The sequence below is a fragment of the Nitratireductor sp. J20-h4 genome, from assembly GCF_056780505.1.
This window is the reverse complement of sequence record NZ_CM165557.1, coordinates 1,217,580-1,234,956: the sequence shown is the minus strand read 5'-3', so window position 1 is coordinate 1,234,956 and position 17,377 is coordinate 1,217,580. Positions and strand designations below refer to the sequence as shown.

Here is a 17,377-nt window from a genome sequence, read left to right as displayed (position 1 = left end):
GAGCGCGGCGCGCGCGTCTGTGAAAGCGGCCCGACCCTAAAAAGTCCGGCTTTGCCTGGCAAGCGCATCGCGGGAAACTAGCCGTTTTACCGATCGTTAACCGTGCTCCTTCGCTATTTTTTAGCCCTGATTGAGCACCATTGTGTATGGGACCGGGACAAACAGCCCGCAGCAGACGCTTGTGTGACGGCCGACGGGCGCATAATTTGGCCGGCGGGGTTGAGGCGTGACGCGCGCGAATCATAGGGACGCACCGCTTTCGCGATGAAACTCGTCGAGAGATACATCTTCTACCGCGCGCTGAAAATCTCGGGCGCGGCGTTGCTGGTCGCGCTTGCCATGGCGTGGACCACGCAGATTCTCGCCAGGGTCAACATCGTCACCGATAGCGGCCAAACGGCCGGTACGTTTCTGGAACTCGCCACACTGCTTCTGCCGACCGTGATTCCGGTCGTGATGCCGTTCGCCATCATCATCGGGATCTCGCAGACCCTTTCGGCGATGAACCAGGATTCCGAGCTCGCCGTGATCGCCGCTTCCGGCAGCTCGCGCGGTACGATTCTCAAGCCGATGCTGCTGCTGGCCGCGCTCGCGAGCGCGCTTTCGTTCGCGGTCGACAACTGGGTCGAGCCAATGGCCAGGCAGCGCACCCGCGTCCTTGTGGCGACCGCTCATGCCGACCTGCTGTCCTCCGTCATCCAGGAAGGCACGTTCCGCAAGGTGCAGGAAGGACTTTTCGTCCAGATCGCGGAACGCCTGCCGGATGGGCGGATGGGCGGAATATTCGTCGCCGATTCACGCAAGAAGGACGTCGATCTCTATTATTATGCCAAGCACGGCGAGGTTCAGCAACGCGGCGACCAGCAATTCCTGTTCATGATCGACGGCGAGGTGCACCGCAAGACGCCCGGCGGCGACGTTTCGGTGGTCCGCTTCGCCTCTTATGCCTTCGATCTCTCCGAATTCGTGCCGAAGGGCAAGACGGTCCAGATATGGCCCAAGGACCGTACGCTCGCCTATCTGTTCGACCCGGACCCGAACGACGCCTATCTGCAATGGAGCCCGCCGTTCTTTTATGCCGAGCTTCACCGCCGTCTTTCGGAATGGAGCTATTCGCTGGTGTTCGCGCTGCTGGCGCTGGCGGCGGCCGGGGACGCGCGCTCCCATCGCCAGGCGCGGGTCCACCCGATGGTCACCGCGATCTCGGTGGCATTGCTGGTGCGCTGGGAGGGCTATTTTTTCGCCAACAAGGCCGAAAGCGTCGCCGCCTTCGTTCCGCTGGTCTACGCGGTGCCGATCGTCAACGCCGCTTTTGCGTGCTACCTGATCGCTGCCGGCAAGAGCCTCGAATTGCCGGCGTCGTGGTCGGATCGGCTGGCGCGCTTTTTCGTGGCCGTGCGTACGCGGGCACGCGCGGTGCGCTGGTCCGGGGCCCGCCGCCCTCTGGAAAGGGGGAGCGGATGATCGGCTGGACGCTGGGACGATATTTTTTTCGACGCTATCTCGTCATTACCGGCTGGTTCCTGGCCGGTATTTTTGCCTTGGTCTTCATCATCGACTTCACCGAGCAATCAAGCCGGTTCAGCGGCTTGCCGGGCTATTCCCTGCAGCTGGGCATGACGATGAGCGCGCTGCGGGTGCCGATGGTGCTGCAGCAGACGATACCCTTCGTGGCGCTGTTTTCGGCAATGACGACGCTGATCTCCCTCAACAGGAAATACGAGCTGGTCGTCACGCGCGCGGCCGGCGTTTCGGCCTGGCAGTTCCTGTTTCCGATCTGCGTCGGCGCGTTCCTGTTCGGCATTTCGGCGATCATCGCGCTCAATCCGATCGCCGCCAACGGGCTGGAGAAGGTCGAGGAGATCGAAACGACGCTGCGCTCGGGCGAATCGAATGTCGTGTCGGCGGCCACCGCCCCCTGGCTGCGCCAGCGCACCGAGGAGGGGCAGACCATCATCGGCGCCCGCGCGGTGCTCAATAGCGGGCTCACGCTATCCGACGCGGTGTTCATCCGCATCGGCGAGGACGGCAACATTGTCGAGCGGCAGGATGCCGCACGGGCCTATCTGCGCGACGGCTACTGGGAGCTGGAACAGGTTCGCCGGTTCGAATCCGGCGCCAAACCCGAAAGCGTCGACAGCGCGCGGGTGGCGACCAATCTGCGGCCCGAATTCGTCGAGCAGCGACTGGCGCGGCCCGAAGCCACACCGTTCTACGAACTCGGCAGGAAAATCGAAACCGCCAAGGCGTATGGTTATTCCGTTAACGCTTTTTCGATGCATTATCATTCACTTGTGGCACTTCCGCCACTGCTGGTCGCGATGACGCTGATTGCGGCAACGGTTTCCATGCGATTTGTCCGGCTCGGCCAATCCGGCACCCTGATTCTGGGTGGCATCCTCGCCGGCTTTCTGCTTTATGTCGTCTCGACTTTGGTCAAGGCGTTCGGCAGCGCGGGTATCGTGCCGCCGATCGTTGCGGCGTGGTTGCCAGTATTGATCGCAGCATTGTTCGGGGTAACGTTCCTGCTGCACAAGGAGGACGGTTAGTGGGGTTCAGGAGGGGTAGCGGTGACTGGTACCCTCGTATCCGCCTTGGCCAGAGCGCCACGGCGCTCGCCCTGCTGTGTCTTGCCGGCATCGTCGACATTCCGCGTGCCGAAGCGCAGTCCCTCGACGGCCTGAATGTCAGCGTCGGTCCTGCCGACCAGCTCCTGCTGGAGGCGGACACGCTCGTCTACGACAATGTCAACCAGACGGTGACAGCGGAAGGGTCGGTGCAGATCGACTATGGCGGCAACCGCATGGTTGCCCGCCGCGTGATCTATAACCAGACCACTGGTCGCCTGGTGGCCGACGGCGACGTGGAGATCGTCGACCGCGACGGCAACCGGATCTCTTCCGATCATATCGACGTCACCGACGATTTCCGCGACGGGTTCATCAACGCACTGAGCGTGGAAACGGCGGAAAAGACCTATTTCGGGGCCGAAAGCGCCGAGCGCAAGGCCGGTACCGTCACCACCTTCGTCAACGGCGTCTACACGGCCTGCGAGCCGTGCGAGGACAAGCCGGACAAGGTGCCGATCTGGCGGATCAAGTCGCGCAAGATCATCTGGAACAAGGACGCCAAGACGATCCGCTTCCAAAGGCCGCGTTTCGAATTCTTCGGTCTGCCGATCGCGCAATTGCCGGCCTTCGAGATGGCCGATCCGAGCGTGAAGCGCAAAAGCGGCTTCCTGTTTCCCGGCATCGGCTTCAAGAGCGAACTGGGCGCCAGCGTCACGCTGCCCTATTTCTTCGCGTTCTCGCCGACCTACGACCTGACGGTCAAAAGCACGTATTATTCGCGGCAGGGCTTTCTCGCCGAAGCCGACTGGCGCCAGAAATTCAACTCCGGCGAATATTCGTTGAAAATCGCCGGAATCAGCCAGAACCAGCCGACGGCGTTCAAGCCGGGTTATGTCGACAGGACGGTCAAGACCCGCCTCATGGCCGGGTCTAAGGGAAAGTTCACCATCAATCCCCGCTGGACGTTCGGCTGGGACGTTTTGGTGCAATCGGATCCGAACTTCGCCAACACCTATCTGCTGAGCGGCTACTCCGAGGCGATACGCCGGAACGAGGTCTATCTGACCGGCCTCAACGACCGGAATTATTTCGATCTCCGGTTCTACAAGTTCCAGGTTCAGGAAGCGCTCCCGGCATCGCACCCGTCTGCGCGGGATCCGCGCCAGCCGTGGGTGCTGCCGTCCTTCGACTACGCCTATACGGTGGACGAGCCGGTGGCCGGCGGCGAATTGAGCTTCGACGTCAACACGCAGGTCGTAGGTCGCACACGGCTGGATTTCCTACCCGGCAGACCGGCACTGCCCGGCATGCGCGGCTGGTCCGGCCGCGTGACGGCCGAGGCCGAATGGAAAAAAACCATCGTGACGTCGGGCGGCCTCTTGGTGACGCCACTCCTGCACGCGCGCGCCGACGGGATCGGCGTCGACGCCGGCATTGGTTCGAACGCCGCGATCGCGGCCATGGCCGGCGGGCTGGCCGGTGCGGCCTATACGCATGACGGAACCGCCTACGGCGCCGTTGCGGCCGATATCCGCTCGTCCTATTTCCGCGCGATGGCGACGGCCGGCCTGGAAGCGCGCTGGCCGATCCTGTTCTCGACCTCGAGCGCCACCCATGTGCTGGAGCCGATGGCGCAGCTTTTCGTCCGGCCGGATGTCGCCTACGGCTCCACGCTCGGCATTCCCAACGAGGACGCGCAGAGCCTCGTCTTCGACGCTTCGACCCTGTTCGAGCGCGACAAGTTCTCCGGCTACGACCTGATCGAAAGCGGCACAAGAGCCAATCTCGGCCTGCGCTATTCGGCCAGCTTCGCCAATGGCTGGACGGCCAACGCGATCGTCGGCCAGTCCTATCACCTGGCCGGGCGCAATCCTTTCGCCGCTCCCGAGCTGGTCAATGTCGGCGCCTATTCGGGCCTCGAAACGGATGTATCCGACGTCGTCGCCATGGCCGGCTTCGCCTCGCCGGGCGGCGTGACGTTCACCGCCGGCGGCCGCTTCGACGAACAGACGCTGGAAGTACGCCGGGCCGAAGCGAGCGTGTCCGTTCCGATCGACCGTCACCGGATCAATGCAAGCTACACCTTCATCCAGGCGCAGCCGCTTTACGGGTTTTCCCAGGATCGCCGGGAGGTAACGCTCGGCGGTCGGGCGCGGCTGCACGACTACTGGAGCGTCTACGCCTCGGGCACATACGACCTGGAGTCCTCGACGCTTGCCAACAGCTCGTTCGGCTTTCTCTACGACGACGAGTGCTTCACCTACGGCATGACGTTCTCACGCACGCAAAACACCATCTCCAGGGACGTGTCCTACGGGTTCGGCTTCAACATCTCGTTCCGCACGCTGGGCGATTTCGGAACCTCCACGTCGACGAACGCGTTCGGCACGAATTGATGCGGGCACACGCGTCATGCTTTCGCCGTATAGGCCGAGCACGACATTTCCGGGATGGAACACCAAAGCCCCCAAAGAGGGGCGCAAAAAAGATGAGACACGGAGCTCAGCCATGCAACCTGCTTTGAACCGGATCGCCGGAACCGGGTTTTTCCTGTTTTTCGGGTTGATGACCTGTCTGGCGAGCGTTGCGGCTTTACCCGCGCACGCAAGCGAGATCCGCTACATCATCAACAATGTTCCCGTCACCAGCTACGATATCGCCCGGCGCAACGCATTTCTGAAGCTACAACGCCGCTCGGCCAGCGCCTCCGAAGAGATGATCGAGCAGACGCTGAAGAATATCGAGATCAAACGGTTGAACATCCGGGTTCCCGACGCCGATGTCGAGGCGGCCTATGGGCGGTTTGCCTCCGGCAACAAGCTCTCCAAGAGTCAACTCGACCAGATCATGGCGCAGTCGGGTGTGACGAAAGACCATTTCAAGGATTTCATCCGTAGCCAGATCGGCTGGAACCGCGTGCTGGGAGCCCGTTTCCGCGCGACGGAGCGGCTCACCGAGCAAGACGCGGCGCACCGTATGCTGCAGGACGGCGGCAACAAGCCGACCGCCACCGAATACATGCTGCAGCAGGTGATTTTCGTCATCCCTTCAGGCGAGCGCAAATCGCTGCTGGCTCGACGCAAGAAGGAAGCCAACGCCATGCGCGGCCGCTTCAACAGCTGCCAGAATACGCGTGAATTCGCCAAAGGGCTGATCGACGTTACGGTGCGCGATCTCGGCCGGGTGATCGCGCCGGAACTGCCGCCGGACTGGAAGAGCCTGATCCTGGACACCAAACCGGGCCAGGCGACCAAGATCCGCGAAACCGAACGCGGGGTGGAGTTCATCGGCATTTGCAGCACACGCGAGATCTCGGACGATCGCGTCGCCCAGATGGTGTTCGAGAACGAAGGCGAGCTCGACAAGAAGGCAGCCGAGCTTTCCAAGAAATATCTTGAGGAACTGCGCGAGAAAGCCCGCATCGTTGAGCGCTGAACCGCCGCGTCCGCTGGCGCTGACATGCGGCGATCCTTCCGGTATCGGCCCCGACGTCGCGCTTTCGGCCTGGGCTTCGCGGGCGCATTACGCGCTGCCGCCCTTCTACCTGCTGGGTGATCTCGACCAGCTAGCAACGCGGGCAAGCGCGCTCGGCCTGCCGATCCCCCTTAAGCCGTCCGACCCGCTCTCGGCCGCCGGCGATTTCGAAACCGCGCTGCCGGTCGTGCCGCTACACAACCGGCTGACCGACTGTCCGGGCGCCCCCTCCTCGAGCAACGCCGCCGGCATCATCGAGGCCATCGAACGCGGTGTCGCCGACACGCTTTCGGGAGCGGCCGGCGCCATCGTGACCGGACCGATCGCCAAGAAGCCGCTCTACGACGCCGGTTTCGCCTTTCCCGGTCATACCGAGTTCCTGGCCCACCTGGCGCACAAGGCCACCGGAAAGCCGGCAAGACCGGTGATGATGCTGGCCGGGCCGGACCTGCGTGCCGTGCCGGTCACGATCCATATTCCGCTCGCCGCCGTGCCCAGCGCGCTGACGACGGAGCTGATCGTGGAGACAGGCCGGATCACGGCCGGCGACCTGACGCGCCGGTTCGCCATCGCCGGGCCGCGCCTCGCCGTCGCCGGGCTCAACCCGCACGCGGGAGAGGACGGGGCGATGGGCCGCGAGGATATCGACGTCGTACGCCCCGCCGTCCTTGCGCTGCGCGCCGCGGGCATCGACGCGCGCGGCCCGCTGCCGGCCGACACGCTGTTTCACGCCGGGGCACGGCAGGGCTACGACGCCGCGCTTTGCATGTATCACGACCAGGCCCTGATTCCGGCGAAGGCGCTTGCCTTCGACGACACGGTCAATGTCACGCTCGGCCTGCCCTTCGTGCGCACCTCGCCCGATCACGGCTCCGCCTTCGCGATCGCCGGCACGGGGGCGGCGCGCGCCGACAGCCTGGTCGCCGCGCTGCGGCTGGCGGCGCGACTGGCCAAGGCCGAAGCAGGACCCAACACCGCATGACGGGCGACGGCCTGCCTCCCCTGCGCGAGGTCATCCGGCTGCACGGTCTCGCGGCGAAAAAGTCGCTCGGCCAGAATTTTCTGCTCGACCTCAACCTGACCGGCAAGATCGCACGCACGGCGGGCGACCTTGCCGGCGCGACGGTGATCGAGGTCGGCCCCGGCCCCGGCGGCCTGACCCGCGCGCTGCTGGCGAACGGGGCCGCGCGGGTCGTCGCCATCGAACGCGACGAACGGTGTCTGGCCGCCCTTGAGGAGATTGGGCAACGCTATCCCGGTCGGCTCGAGATCGTTGCCGGCGACGCGCTCAAGACCGATTTCGCCGCGCTCGCGGCAGACACCGGGCCGGTGCGGATCGTTTCCAACCTACCCTACAATATCGGCACGGAGCTGTTGGTACGCTGGCTCACCGTCGAGCCCTGGCCGCCGTTTTACGCCTCGATGACGCTGATGTTCCAGCGTGAGGTCGCCGAGCGGATCGTGGCGATGCCCGGCGAAAGCGCCTACGGACGGCTCGGCGTGCTCGCCGGCTGGCGTACATCGGCCCGAATCGCCTTTACCGTGCCGCGCGAAGCCTTTACCCCGCCGCCAAAAATCACCTCGGCGGTCGTCCATCTGACACCGCGGCCCGCGCCGCTGGCGTGCGCGGCGACGCGGCTTGCGCGCGTCACGCAGGCCGCGTTCGGCCAGCGTCGCAAGATGCTGCGCCAGAGCCTGAAAGCGCTTGGCGGGGAAGCGCTGCTCGCCAAGACCGGTATCGAGCCGACACGGCGCGCCGAAACCCTGTCGATCGCGGAGTTCGTCGCATTGGCCGACGTGCTCGAGGGCTAAGGCGGACCTACTCGGTCCGCTCGTCCAGCAGCCCGCTGACGAAATCGAACAGGCCCGGCCGGCGATCGCGTTTCAGACGCTCGGCGATGACGATCGCGCGCACGGCGGCATAGGCGCGATCGAGATCGTCATTGACCACGACATAGTCGTAGTCGCGCCAGTGTTCGATTTCGGAGCGGGCGTTTTCCAGCCGGGTCTGGATCGTGGCATCGGAATCCTCCGCCCGCCGGCGCAGCCGCGATTTCAGCTCGGCCATCGACGGCGGCAGGATGAAGATCGACACGATGTCGGCCGGCATGGTCGCCTTGAGCTGCTCGGCCCCCTGCCAGTCGATGTCGAACAGCATGTCGCGGCCTTCATCCATGGCGATCTCCACCGGCTCGCGCGGCGTGCCGTAGAAATTGCCGTGCACCTCGGCCGATTCCAGCAGCGCATCCGTGTCGCGCATGCGCTCGAAATCCCGCGCCGATAGAAAATGATAATGCACGCCGTCGATCTCGCTGCCGCGCCGCGGACGGGTCGTCACGCTGACCGACAATTCGAGCCCGCCGTCATTTTCGAGCAGGCTGCGCGCGATCGTCGACTTGCCGGCGCCGGATGGCGACGACAAGACCAGCATCAGGCCGCGACGGCGAATGGACAAGGCGGGCGGCGTGAGGCCCATGGACTACTCCAGATTCTGAACCTGTTCGCGGAACTGATCGACGACGGACTTCAACTCGAGCCCGATCGCAGTCACCGACGTCGCATTGGACTTCGAACACAGCGTATTCGATTCCCGATTGAACTCCTGCGCCAAAAAATCGAGCTTGCGCCCGACAGCGCCGCCTTTTTTCAGCAATTGCCGCGCGGTTGCGACATGGGCCTTCAAACGATCGATCTCCTCGCGGATATCGGCGCGAGTGGCCAACAGCGCGGCTTCGGTGTGAAGGCGCTGTTCATCGAGGCCCGAGGCGCCTTCGAGCAACAGAGCGACCTGCATGGCGATGCGCTCACGAATGGCCGCGGGCTCGCGCGAGGGGTCGGCCTCGGCATCCCGGGTGTGTTTTTCGATCGTGGCCACGTGGTCTTCCAGAACGGCGGCAAGCTGCTCGCCTTCCGCCAGGCGCGCAGCCTCCAGATCGCTCAGCACGCTATCGAACGCGGTCATGATGACGGCATCCAGCGCCTCGCGCCCTTCTTCGTCCTGGACGGCATCGGGGATATCCAGCACGCCGCGCAGCGAAAGCAGGCCGTCGGCGGAAGCCGGCGAGCAGCCGAACTGCTCTTCAAGACGCCGGGCAAGGCCGGCGACATCGCGCAGGAAGGCCTCGTTGACCACCGGTTGCGCCAGTCCAGCCTGCCTGCCGACCGCCAGCGTGGCCTGGACGTTGCCGCGCGAAAACCTGCGCTGCACCGCCTGCTTGGCCGGCAGTTCGAGCCGTTCGAAGCCGGGCGGCAGCCGCAGGCGCACGTCAAGCCCACGACCGTTGACCGAGCGCGCTTCCCAGGAAATGGCGGCGCCGTCCAGTTCGGCCGCCGCGCGGGCAAAGCCCGTCATGCTTTGTAGCGCCATCATCCCCCCTCGCCCCCGGGTCAGTTCGAGCCGTTGTCGTCCTGACCGGTTGCTTCCGTTTCGGCCCTTTTCTTCTTCTCGATCGCGCGCCATCGCGCAACGTTTTCATTGTGCTCGTCCAGCGTCTTGGCGAACACGTGGCCTCCGGTGCCGTCGGCAACGAAATAGTACTCGTCGGTCTTGGAGGGGTTGGCGACCGCCTCCAGCGCCGCTCGGCCGGGCGTGGCGATCGGCGTCGGCGGCAGTCCGTCGATCAGATAGGTGTTGTAGGGCGTCAGCTTGTCAATGTCGGAACGGTAGATCGGCCGGTCCGACGGCTTACCCTCGCCACCGAACAATCCGTAGACGATCGTCGGATCGGACTGGAGCCGCATCCCACGTTTCAGCCGGTTGATGAACACGGCCGCTACACGCGATCTTTCATCGGCGCGGCCGGTCTCCTTCTCCACGATCGAGGCGAGCGTCACGAACTCGTCGATCGTCTTCAGCGGCAGCCCCTCGACGCGCCGCTCCCAGACCTCCTCGACCAGGCTCTTCTGGTCGGCGATCATCTTGTCGATCAGTTCGGCGCGCGTGGTTCCGCGGGTAAAGCGCTGCGTATCGGCAACCAGCGCGCCTTCCGGCGGCATTTCGGCCGGCATCTCGCCGGTCAGCGCCTCATGCTTGGCGATCCGGTCGAAAGCCTGGCTGACCGTCAGTCCCTCGGGGATGGTCAGCGAATAGAGCACCGAACGCCCGCTGACCAGCAGGTCCATGATGTCGCGCATCGAGGCGCCGGCCTTGATCTCGTATTCGCCGGCCTTGAGGTCATCGTCGGCGCCGGCTGCCCGTACCCCCAGCCTGAACACATGGCGATCGCTGATGAGATTGCGGCGCTCCAGCATCAGGGCGATCTCGGAAACGCTCGTGGACGGCTTGACCAGCACCATCTCGGTGCTTTGCGCCGGACCGGGACTGCCGAATTCCCGCTTGCCGAGATAGACGGCGAGGCCGGCGACCAGGACCACGAAGATAACCGTCGACATGACGAAATTCATGAACACGACGAACTGGTTGCGAGACCCCTGCGAGCGACGCGGCGGCGGCGTGCCCTGCTCGGGGCGCAACGCTTCGCTGGCGGATTTCGGGACGATAGGCTTGGGCGCCTCGCCCCGGTTGCCGAAGTTGGTTTCGTTCGCCGGTTCCGTACTCATCGGCCGTCACGCTTCTCCGTTATGCCAAAGCCAGTCACCGTCCGCCGGGACGTTGCAAGAACTAGCGATGAATATGGCAAAATTGACGGCCGGCCCGGCCGTTCAGCCATCATGGCGACGGAAAACGAGCGACGCATTGGTGCCTCCGAAGCCGAATGAGTTCGACAAGGCCACATCGATCGTCCGGTCCTTGGGCTGGTTGGGCACCAGGTCGAGCGCCGTCTCGACGGACGGGTTTTCCAGATTGATGGTCGCAGGCGCCTTGTTGTCGCGGATGGCCAGGATCGAAAAGATCGCCTCGGCGGCTCCGGCCGCGCCCAGAAGATGGCCGATCGAGGATTTGGTCGACGACATGGAAATCCGCGAGGCGGCCTCGCCCACCAGCCGCTCGACAGCCCCCAACTCGATCGTGTCGGCCATCGTCGAGGTGCCGTGCGCATTGATATAGTCGACGTCGCCGGGCGTCAGGCCGGCGCGCTTGAGCGCCGCGCTCATGCAGCGATAGGCACCGTCGCCGTCTTCCGACGGGGCGGTGATGTGGAAGGCGTCGCCGCTGAGCCCATAGCCGATCACTTCGGCGTAGATCCGCGCGCCGCGCGCCTTGGCGTGCTCCAGTTCCTCCAGCACCACCACGCCGGCGCCTTCGCCCATCACGAAACCGTCGCGGTCGCGATCATAGGGCCTGGACGCCTTTGTCGGCGCGTCGTTGTAGGCGGTGGACAAGGCCCGGCAGGCCGCGAAGCCGGCGAGCGACAAGCGGTTGATCGGCGCTTCCGCGCCGCCGGCCAGCATCACCTCGGCGTCGCCGAAGGCGATCAGCCGCGCCGCGTCGCCGATTGCGTGCGCGCCGGTCGAACAGGCCGTGACCACAGCGTGGTTCGGCCCCTTCAGGCCGTGCCGTATCGAGACCTGACCGGAGACCAGATTGATGATGTTGCCGGGAATGAAGAACGGGCTGATGCGGCGCGGGCCCCGGTCGCGCAGGATAAGCGCGTTCTCGGCGATACCCTCGACGCCGCCGATGCCGGACCCGATCATCACGCCGGTGGCGTTCTGGTCGTCCGGGGTTTTCGGCGTCCAGCCCGAATCCTTCAGCGCCTCGTCGGCGGCGGCGATCCCATAGAGGATGAAATCGCCGACCTTGCGCTGTTCCTTGGGTTCGAGCACATGGTCGGGATTGAACGTGCCATCGCCGCCGCCGCCGCGCGGGACGACATTGGCGATCTTGCACGGCAGGTCGTCGGTCTGGAAATGCTCGACCCGCCGCGCTGCGCTTTCGCCCGATAGAAGACGGCGCCAGGAATGCTCAACGCCCACCCCGAAAGGGGAAACGAGTCCCATTCCCGTGACGACGACACGTCTCATCGCTCAACCACCAAGGATGTCTTGCCGGAATTGCCCGAAGGCTGTGTGTCAGGCGGACGCCTTGTCGATGTACTTGACCGCATCGCCAACGGTGAGGATCGTCTCGGCCGCATCGTCGGGAATCTCGACGCCGAACTCTTCCTCGAAGGCCATGACCAACTCGACGGTGTCCAGGCTGTCCGCGCCGAGGTCGTCGATAAAGCTTGCGCCTTCGGTGACCTTGTCGGCTTCAACGCCAAGATGTTCTACAACGATTTTTTTGACGCGCTCTGCGGTGTCGCTCATTTGGAAACCCTCGACTTCGGTTCAAGTTGGTCTTCGTTAGCGGCAGGATGCCCGCTAATCAAGTTGAAAGATCGCGCCACGCCAGTATGGCCGGCCAAAGCTTCTGCGGACGAAAATCCGGCGCAAGAAGCGCAAAGGACACTGTCCGGAACGCCGGTTTGCCGGGCCGCATACCACGAAAACCCAGGTCGGCAAAGGCGAAAACACGCCGCTGCGGAGCCGATCCCCGCCATTTCGCCGCCCCGCGCGCGGGGCGGCCGAATCAGCGGCGCGCGCCTCAGATCATCGCCATGCCGCCGTTCACGTGCAGGGTCTGGCCCGTCATATAGGCCGCCTCCGTGGAGGCGAGGAAGGCAACGGCGGCGGCCACCTCGGTGCCGGATCCCATGCGTTTCATCGGGATCGCGCCCATGATCGCATCGCGCTGCTTGTCGTTGAGCTTGCCGGTCATGGCCGATTCGATGAAACCGGGCGCAACGCAATTGACGGTAATGTTGCGGCTCGCCACTTCCTGCGCCAGCGATTTGGAGAATCCGATCATGCCGGCCTTGGAGGCGCAATAATTGGCCTGGCCGGGATTGCCGGTGACGCCGACGACGGAAGTGATGTTGACGATGCGGCCGAAGCGGCGGCGCATCATGGGATGGGTCAATTCGCGCGTCAGCCGGAAGACGGCGGTCAGATTGACCTCCAAAACCGCGTCCCAATCATCGTCCGACATGCGCACGAACAGGCCGTCGCGGGTGATGCCGGCATTGTTGACGAGAATGTCGACGCCGTCGAGTTCGGCCTCGGCCTTCTGGCCCAGCGCCTTGACGGCGGCGCGGTCGGACAGATCGGCCGGGAAGAGCGCCACCCGCTCGCCGAGTTCGCCGGCAAGGGCCTCGAGCTTTTCGACACGGGTTCCGTGCAGGCCGACGCGCGCGCCCTGGGCGTGTAGCAGGCGGGCGACCGCCTCGCCGATGCCGCCGGATGCGCCGGTTATGAGGGCCTTGCGGCCGGTGAGGTCAAGCATGGTTCATCTCCTGGTCTGGCCAGGCCCGCGCAGCCGGCAGGCCGTGGCCGCGATGGTGCGTCACAAGGCGGCGAGCGCCGCATCGATGTCGGCCGGGCCGCCGACGCTGGTGGTGGCGAGCGAGCGATCGATGCGGCGGGCAAGCCCCGAAAGCACCTTGCCGGCACCGATCTCGAATAGCCCGGTCACGCCGTTGCCGGCGAAAAACTCCACGGTCTCGCGCCAGCGCACGCGGCCGGTGACCTGCTCGACCAAACGCCGGGCGATCTCGGCCGGGTCGGTAAGCGGGGTCACGGTGACGTTGGCCACCACCGCGATGGCGGGCGCCTGCATCGCCACATCGGCCAGGGCTGTGCGCATGGCCTCGGCCGCAGGCGCCATCAGCGCGGAATGAAACGGCGCGGAAACCGGCAGCATGATGGCGCGCTTGGCGCCCTTTTCGGTGCACAATGCGGCCGCGGCTTCGACAGCCGCCTTTGCGCCGGAGATGACGATCTGGCCACCGCCATTGTCGTTGGCGATCTGGCAAACCCCGTTGCCGGCCGCCTGGCAGGCGGCTTCGACCTCGGCGTCGTCCAGGCCCAGGATCGCCGCCATGGCGCCTTCGCCCGGCGGTACGGCCGCCTGCATGGCGTTGCCGCGGATACGCAGCAGGCGCGCGGTGTCGGCGAGCGAAAAAACGCCGGCCGCGCACAGGGCCGAATATTCGCCCAGCGAATGGCCGGCGAGATAATCGACCTTGTCCTCCAGCACCAGCCCGCGCGCCTGCATGGCGCGCAAGGCGGCCATGGAGACCGCCATCAGCGCCGGCTGCGCATTCGCCGTCAGCGTCAGCGTCTCCTCCGGCCCTTCCCAGATCAGCGTCGACAGGTTTTCGCCCAGCGCTTCGTCGACCTCGTCGAAGACGGCGCGGGCCTCGGGGAAGGCCTCGGCCAGTTCACGGCCCATGCCAACGGTTTGGCTGCCCTGGCCGGGAAAGGTGAATGCGATCGCCATCGGGCGGTATCTCCCCTTCGATTGTCTCGCGCTGCCTGTGCGGCAGGACGGGCCGCGAAGTCAAGACCGGGCCGACGATGACCGGATAAGCCGGAACGGTCCCTGTTCAGCCGGCCGGCAGCGCGGTTTCGACCAGCCTCGCCCAGTAGGAGCAGCCGATCGGAATGATCTCGTCATCGAAATCATACTCGGGATGATGGAGATATTGCGTGTCGCCCTGGCCGAGATAGATGAAGGCGCCGGGCCGCGCCTCCAACATGAAGGCGAAGTCCTCGCCGCCCATGACCTGCGGTGTTTCGGTGTCGACCCGCTCGCCCACGACCTGGCGCGCCACCTCGGCAGCGAAGCCGGCTTCGCGCGCATGGTTTGACAGCACCGGATAGTGGCGCTGGTAATCCAGCGTTGCCTTGGCGCCGAAGGCGGCGGCGGTGTTTTCGACCACTTGCGCCATGCGCTCCTCCAGAAGGTCGCGGACTTGCGGCGACAGCGTGCGCGCCGTCCCGGTGAGCCGCGCGGTCTGGGGGATGACGTTGAAGGCGTCGCCCGCCTTGAAGGTCGTGACCGAGATCACCGCCGCCTCGACCGGGTCCACGCTGCGTGAAACGACCGACTGCAAGGCTGTCATGATATGCGCGCCGACAAGCGTGGTGTCGATGCAGCGCTGCGGACGCGCGGCGTGACCGCCCACGCCTTCGATGTCGATCACGAACATGTCGGCTGCGGCCATCATCGAGCCGCTCCTGAGCGCGAACTGGCCGAACGGAATCCCCGGCGCATTGTGCATGCCGTAGACCTCGTCGATCGAGAATCGCTCCATCATGCCCTCCTCGACCATGACGCGACCGCCACCGCCGCCCTCTTCGGCCGGCTGGAAGATAAGCACCGCGGTGCCGTCGAAATTGCGCGTTTCGGCGAGATAGCGCGCGGCACCCAGGAGCATGGCGGTGTGTCCGTCATGGCCGCAGGCATGCATGACACCCGGCGTCGTGGATTTATGCGGCCGTTCGACCGCCTCCTGGATCGGCAGAGCATCCATGTCGGCGCGCAGACCGATCGTCTTGCCGGAATTGGTCTTGCGGCCGCGAATGACGCCGACCACCCCCGTGCGGCCGATCCCGGTGACGACCTCGTCGACGCCGAATTCCCTGAGCTTGTCGGCGACCAGCGCCGCCGTGCGATGGACGTCGAACTGCAGTTCGGGATGGGCGTGGATAGCACGGCGCCACGCGGTGACATCCTGGTGAAACTCGGCAATCCGGTTGACGATCGGCATGCGTTTTTCTCCTCCGGCTCGTTTATGTGTTCCCGTGCCGCCGTTTTGCACGATCTACGGCGGCGCGCCAAAAGAAATCGGGTGATCCAGCACGGCAGCCGCGGCAGGCGCGCGCGGCGCGGACTTGCATGGCCGGCGGGACCTCCCCATCTTAGCCCGACCGCGCAAGGGGGCTTGGCGGAAACCAGGGAAAACGCTCGTCCGTGCGCGATATCATCTTTGTCATAGTCGGTTTTGTTCTGTTGTTCGGCGGTGGCGAACTGCTCGTGCGCGGCGCGGTTTCGGCGGCCCGCAGGTTCGGCGTCACGGAACTGGTGATCGGCCTTACCGTAGTGGGATTCGGCACCTCGATGCCGGAATTGCTGGTGTCCGTCGAGGCCGCCCTGAAAGGCCGCCCGGAGATCGCGATCGGCAATGTCGTCGGCTCCAACATGGCCAACCTGCTTCTGATCGGCGGCGTCACGGCGGTGCTCGCCCCGTCCGGCGGATGGGGCGGGGATGTACGCCGCGACGTGCTTTTGATGCTTGTCGCCACGGTGCTGCTGTTGCTGGCTGCCGCCTATGGCGCGCTGCCCACCTGGGCCGGCCTGCTGTTGTTGCTGTTTCTGGGAAGCTATCTTTATGCCCATTACCGCGCCAGCCGGACCTGCGATGAATCCGATGGCGGCAACGTGGTGGTCACGCCGAAAAAGCCGGCCTGGCTCGCCGCCGCGCTGCTCGCGGCCGGCCTGGCGCTGCTGTTCGCGGGCGCCAACCTTCTCGTGGAAGGCGCCAGCGCCATCGCGCTTGCACTCGGGGTTTCGGAAGCTGTGATCGGCTTGTCGATCGTCGCCATCGGCACCAGCTTGCCCGAACTCGCGACCTCGGTCGTGGCCGCGTGGCGCGGCAGGGCGGGCGTGGCCATCGGCAACATCGTGGGATCGAACATCTTCAACATACTGGGCATACTGGGCGCAACGGCGGCTGTCGCACCGCTGCCGATCGCCGAGCGGTTCTGGCGGGTCGACGTCCCGCTGGTGCTGGCGATCAGCCTCGCCTTCGCGGTGATGCTCGTCCTGCGCGATCGGCTGGGCCGTACGACCGGCCTGGTCATGCTGGCAGCCTACGCCGCCTATACGATCGGCCTATATACCGTTGGCGGTTAGACACGCCCGCGCTTGCCAGCCTGTGCTTGCCAGATTGCCAAAAACCTGTATAAGCGCGCTCACTCTGCCGGTCCAGTTGGGGGCTGAACGGAGGGCCGTGCGCGTATTTCCTTGAAAATCCGCTTCGCGTGTGAAGGCAAGAAGCCTTCCGCCTCCCGTGTCTCCGCTCTCGACCGTCTCGACCATGCGCCTTTCTTCTCCCGCCATAGCGGGCAAAGACAAGTCGCAGAGGCTTAGCCGCTGGTTTCCGGGAGAGCGAAACGGAAGAAAGGCAAAGAAACAATGGCTCTTTACGAACATGTGTTCCTTGCCCGGCAGGATCTGTCGCAACAGCAGATCGACGCGCTTGTCGAACAGTACAAGGGCGTCGTTGAAGCCAATGGCGGATCGATCGGCCGGGTGGAGAACTGGGGACTGAAGTCCCTGACCTACCGCATCAAGAAGAACCGCAAGGCGTATTTCACGCTCATGGACCTGACCGCCCCGGCCGCCGCCGTCAACGAGATGGAGCGCCAGATGGGCCTGTCGGAAGACGTGCTGCGCTTCATGACCATTCGTGTCGATGCGCACGAGGAAGGTCCCTCGGCGATGATGCAGAAGCGCGACCGCGACGATCGCGGCGACCGGTTCGGCGGACGCGGTGATCGTGGCGATCGCGGCCCGCGCCGGCCGCGCGAACAGTCCTAAGGAGCAC

General features: G+C 65.0%; 16 protein-coding genes. 8 read left to right on the top strand and 8 right to left on the bottom strand.

Annotation, left to right across the window (positions count from 1 at the left end):
• The first annotated feature begins 264 nt into the window (after positions 1-264).
• From lptF to rsmA, 6 genes are all read left to right on the top strand, one after another.
• Complete coding sequence (gene lptF, locus ACT2B0_RS06000) at positions 265-1,464, top strand: LPS export ABC transporter permease LptF (RefSeq protein ID WP_473462503.1); 1,200 nt, start codon at positions 265-267, stop codon at positions 1,462-1,464.
• Positions 1,461-2,549 (top strand): LPS export ABC transporter permease LptG, encoded by a 1,089-nt coding sequence (lptG, locus tag ACT2B0_RS05995; RefSeq protein WP_473462500.1) that lies wholly within the window; start codon positions 1,461-1,463, stop codon positions 2,547-2,549. The genes lptF and lptG overlap by 4 nt, the downstream gene beginning before the upstream one ends.
• The gene (locus tag ACT2B0_RS05990; protein ID WP_473462497.1) at positions 2,549-4,966 is read left to right on the top strand and encodes an LPS-assembly protein LptD; all 2,418 of its coding nucleotides are present in this window, start codon (positions 2,549-2,551) and stop codon (positions 4,964-4,966) included. The genes lptG and ACT2B0_RS05990 overlap by 1 nt, the downstream gene beginning before the upstream one ends.
• 112 nt (positions 4,967-5,078) lie before the next feature.
• Positions 5,079-6,005, top strand: a complete 927-nt coding sequence (locus ACT2B0_RS05985; protein ID WP_473462495.1) for a peptidylprolyl isomerase — start codon at positions 5,079-5,081, stop codon at positions 6,003-6,005.
• A complete protein-coding gene (pdxA, locus tag ACT2B0_RS05980) occupies positions 5,995-7,026 on the top strand; it encodes a 4-hydroxythreonine-4-phosphate dehydrogenase PdxA (RefSeq protein WP_473462492.1) in 1,032 nt (343 codons plus the stop codon). Before ACT2B0_RS05985 ends, pdxA begins: the two co-directional genes overlap by 11 nt.
• Positions 7,023-7,856, top strand: a complete 834-nt coding sequence (rsmA, locus tag ACT2B0_RS05975; protein ID WP_473462490.1) for a 16S rRNA (adenine(1518)-N(6)/adenine(1519)-N(6))-dimethyltransferase RsmA — start codon at positions 7,023-7,025, stop codon at positions 7,854-7,856. Before pdxA ends, rsmA begins: the two co-directional genes overlap by 4 nt.
• Before the next feature lie 7 nt (positions 7,857-7,863).
• Here the strand turns inward: rsmA and gmk are convergent, their stop codons facing one another.
• The 8 genes from gmk to ACT2B0_RS05935 all read right to left on the bottom strand — a co-directional run bounded on the left by gmk (position 7,864) and on the right by ACT2B0_RS05935 (position 15,538).
• Positions 7,864-8,520, bottom strand: coding sequence for a guanylate kinase (gene gmk, locus ACT2B0_RS05970; protein WP_473462487.1), 657 nt, complete (start codon positions 8,518-8,520; stop codon positions 7,864-7,866).
• Positions 8,521-8,523: 3 nt separating this feature from the next.
• Positions 8,524-9,411 (bottom strand): YicC/YloC family endoribonuclease, encoded by an 888-nt coding sequence (locus ACT2B0_RS05965; protein WP_473465815.1) that lies wholly within the window; start codon positions 9,409-9,411, stop codon positions 8,524-8,526.
• A 20-nt stretch (positions 9,412-9,431) separates the two neighbouring features.
• A complete protein-coding gene (mltG, locus tag ACT2B0_RS05960; protein ID WP_473462484.1) occupies positions 9,432-10,604 on the bottom strand; it encodes an endolytic transglycosylase MltG in 1,173 nt (390 codons plus the stop codon).
• A gap of 102 nt (positions 10,605-10,706) precedes the next feature.
• The gene (gene fabF / locus ACT2B0_RS05955; RefSeq protein WP_473462482.1) at positions 10,707-11,969 is read right to left on the bottom strand and encodes a beta-ketoacyl-ACP synthase II; all 1,263 of its coding nucleotides are present in this window, start codon (positions 11,967-11,969) and stop codon (positions 10,707-10,709) included.
• Positions 11,970-12,017: 48 nt separating this feature from the next.
• Positions 12,018-12,254: an acyl carrier protein gene (locus ACT2B0_RS05950; protein WP_106572369.1), complete on the bottom strand. Its 237-nt coding sequence runs from the start codon at positions 12,252-12,254 to the stop codon at positions 12,018-12,020.
• A gap of 277 nt (positions 12,255-12,531) precedes the next feature.
• On the bottom strand, positions 12,532-13,269 hold the full coding sequence (fabG, locus tag ACT2B0_RS05945; protein ID WP_473462479.1) for a 3-oxoacyl-[acyl-carrier-protein] reductase: 738 nt from the start codon (positions 13,267-13,269) through the stop codon (positions 12,532-12,534).
• 60 nt (positions 13,270-13,329) lie between these two features.
• Positions 13,330-14,265 carry an ACP S-malonyltransferase gene (fabD, locus tag ACT2B0_RS05940; protein WP_473462477.1) on the bottom strand — a complete coding sequence of 312 codons (936 nt, stop codon included), beginning with the start codon at positions 14,263-14,265 and terminating at the stop codon, positions 13,330-13,332.
• Between the two features lie 106 nt (positions 14,266-14,371).
• The gene (locus ACT2B0_RS05935) at positions 14,372-15,538 is read right to left on the bottom strand and encodes a M20 aminoacylase family protein (RefSeq protein WP_473462474.1); all 1,167 of its coding nucleotides are present in this window, start codon (positions 15,536-15,538) and stop codon (positions 14,372-14,374) included.
• A gap of 203 nt (positions 15,539-15,741) precedes the next feature.
• Here ACT2B0_RS05935 and ACT2B0_RS05930 point away from each other — a divergent pair, with 203 nt between their 5' ends.
• Positions 15,742-16,683, top strand: a complete 942-nt coding sequence (locus ACT2B0_RS05930; RefSeq protein ID WP_473462470.1) for a calcium/sodium antiporter — start codon at positions 15,742-15,744, stop codon at positions 16,681-16,683.
• Positions 16,684-16,965: 282 nt separating this feature from the next.
• The gene (gene rpsF / locus ACT2B0_RS05925; protein WP_473462468.1) at positions 16,966-17,370 is read left to right on the top strand and encodes a 30S ribosomal protein S6; all 405 of its coding nucleotides are present in this window, start codon (positions 16,966-16,968) and stop codon (positions 17,368-17,370) included.
• The last annotated feature ends 7 nt before the right edge of the window (positions 17,371-17,377 follow it).